We start from the raw sequence: 2,705 nt of genomic DNA on the forward strand, positions 1-2,705 counted from the left end.
GTGCTGGAGGGCGCCGACGAGATGGAAGCGGTGCTACGCCGCAGCCATACCGCCGTCTGGGGCGAGCCGCTGACGGAACACGTCACCTCGGCGACCACCGATGCACGTTTCTTCGGCCTCTATGCCGACACGCCGGCGATCGTCTACGGCCCGATCTGCCGCATGCCGCATGGCTATGACGAGGCCGTCGATCTCGACTCGGTGCGCAAGGTCACCCAGACGATCGCGCTGTTCATCGCCGACTGGTGTGGCCTCGAACCTATCGAGGCTAAGCCATGAATGCGGCGGTGCCCGATGCGTTCGGCGAAACACTCGCCGAGGACGCACCGGATGTCTCCACGGCCGGCGCCCTCGCCATCCTGCGCCGGCACTACGGGCTGAACGGCACCGCGCGTCCGCTGCCTGGCGAACGCGACCACAATTTCCATGTTCAGACCGACGGCGAGGGCGAGTTCGTCCTGAAGATCTCCCATCCGGCGGAAGAAGCTGGCTTCACCGATTTCCAGAACAAGGCGCTCGACCACATCCTTGCGGTCGACCCCACCTTGCCGGTTCCCTCGGTGCGCAAAAGCCTCGAGGATGAAGCGCAGTTCGCGGTCAGCGTCGCTGGATCGGCGCCGCGCATCATCCGGCTGGTGACCTATCTGTCCGGTCAGTTGCTGTCGCGCTCGCCGACTTCCGAGGCGCAGGATCGCAATCTGGGCATCTTCCTCGCCCGCCTCAGCCGGGCGCTGCGCGGCTTCTTCCATCCGGCCGCCGGCAACGACCTGCTCTGGGACATCCGCAAGGTCGCCAAGACACGGCCGATGATGGCGCACATCACTGATCCGAGTCGGCGGGCGATGGTCGAGCGCGCGATCGCCTCCTTCGAGGAGCATGCTGCGCCGGTCATCCCGAGCCTGCGCGCGCAGATCGTCCACAACGACATGAATTCCTACAATGTGGTGATGGATGCTTCGCGGCCGGAGGTCGTGAGCGGCATTCTCGATTTCGGCGACATGATCCATTCGCCGCTGATCTGCGACCTCGCCATCGGCGCCGTCTACCGCTGGCCGGCGGAAGGCCATCCGCTGGCACCGGCGGCGCGCTTTGTCGCAGGTTATCAGTCGCTCCAACCACTGGAGGAGGAAGAGATTGGCATTCTCTTCGATCTGATCCGTGCCCGACTTGCGCTCATCGTCAACATCGCCAGCTGGCAGGCCGAGCGTTTCCCGGCCAAGCGCGACTACGTGCTGCGCCTCGCCACCGAAGTCTGGGCTTCACTCGAACGGTTGAACGGCCTGTCGTCCACCGATGCCCGCCGCTATTTTCTCGACCATTCCAATCCGGAGTAGATTCCCGTGTCCCAGTCCTCGCCATACCCCGCAAATGCCGACGCGGCTGCATCGGAGCGCGCGCTGCTCGAACGCCGCGCCAGGCTGCTTGGGCCGACCTACCGCGCCTTCTACCGCAACCCGATCCATCTGGTGCGCGGCAGCGGTGTGTGGCTCTACGACGCCCAGGGCCGCAAGTTCCTCGACGCCTACAACAACGTCGCCTCGGTCGGGCATTGCCATCCGCGCGTCGTCGAGGCGCTTTCGAGGCAGGCCGCAACGCTCAACACCCACACACGCTATCTCAGCGAGATCATCCTCGACTATGCGGAAAAACTACTCGGCACCGTTCCGGCCCATCTTGGCCACGCCATGTTCACCTGCACCGGCAGCGAGGCGAACGACCTTGCCATCCGCATTGCCCAGCATTCCAGCGGCGGCACCGGGGTGATCATCACCGATTTCGCCTATCACGGCGCCACCATAGCGACGGCGCAACTGTCGCCGGCGGCGGTCGGGGCAAAGGGGGTACCAGCGCACCACCGCACGGTGGCAGCGCCGGACACGTTCCGCGACCATGGCCGGGCCGCGCATGATTTCGCCGGAAATGTCGCCGCTGCCATAGAGGACATGCGAGCAAAAGGCATCAAGCCGGCGGCGCTGCTTCTCGACTCGGCCTTTTCCAGCGACGGCATTTTCTTTCCCGATGCGAAGGTGATGCGCGAGGCAGCCGATCACGTCAAAAAGGCCGGCGGCATCGTCATCGCCGATGAGGTCCAGTCCGGCTTCGGCCGGCTTGGCCAGGGCATGTGGGGCTTCGCAAACTATGGCATCGGGCCTGACATCGTCACGATGGGCAAGCCGATCGGCGATGGGCACCCGATGGGCGCCGTGCTCGTGCGGCCGCAGCTTGTCGCCTCCTTCGGTTCGAACACCGGCTACTTCAACACCTTCGGCGGCAATCCGGTCGCGGCCGCCGTCGGCCTCGCCGTTCTGGAGGTCATCGAAGGCGAGGGGCTGATCGAGAATGCGCTCAATGTCGGCGCCTATACGAGTGAACTGCTGCGCGCCCTGCAGGGCCGGCACGGCGCGGTCGCCGATGTCAGGCACAACGGCCTCTATTTCGGCGTCGAGCTGACGGCGGACGGCGACGAGGCTCTGGCCGCCACCAAGACATCGGCGGTCGTCGAAGCCATGCGCGAGGACGGCGTGCTGATCTCGTCCTGCGGTCCGCGCGGCAATGTGCTGAAGATCAGGCCGCCACTGCCCTTTGCCAGGGACAATGCCGAGCAACTGGCCGAGACGCTCGATCGCGCTCTGTCGAACTGGTGATCGGAGCGGCCCGCGTATGCTGAAGCTTGAACATCAGACCCTGAATGACCGCGCCTATGG

General features: G+C 65.3%; 3 protein-coding genes. All 3 read left to right on the forward strand.

Annotation, left to right across the window (positions count from 1 at the left end; genetic code table 11):
• Nucleotides 1–279, forward strand: a 279-nt coding sequence (locus EN925_RS31195) for a M20/M25/M40 family metallo-hydrolase (protein WP_128337179.1), incomplete at its 5' end; no start/stop codon positions are given.
• On the forward strand, nt 276–1,334 hold the full coding sequence (locus EN925_RS31200) for a phosphotransferase (RefSeq protein WP_127368781.1): 1,059 nt from the start codon (nt 276–278) through the stop codon (nt 1,332–1,334). The genes EN925_RS31195 and EN925_RS31200, both read left to right, overlap by 4 nt.
• Nucleotides 1,335–1,340: 6 nt before the next feature.
• Complete coding sequence (locus tag EN925_RS31205) at nt 1,341–2,645, forward strand: aspartate aminotransferase family protein (protein WP_127384962.1); 1,305 nt, start codon at nt 1,341–1,343, stop codon at nt 2,643–2,645.
• Nucleotides 2,646–2,705 lie beyond the last annotated feature (60 nt).

Source organism: Mesorhizobium sp. M7A.F.Ca.US.006.04.2.1, assembly GCF_004022915.1.
In the GTDB taxonomy this organism is placed as follows: Bacteria; Pseudomonadota; Alphaproteobacteria; order Rhizobiales; family Rhizobiaceae; genus Mesorhizobium; species Mesorhizobium ciceri.

Bases quoted from the DNA above. Each gene is read 5' to 3' on its own strand.
- EN925_RS31200 (WP_127368781.1), top strand. From the start codon at position 276: ATGAATGCGGCGGTGCCCGATGCGTTCGGCGAAACACTCGCCGAGGAC.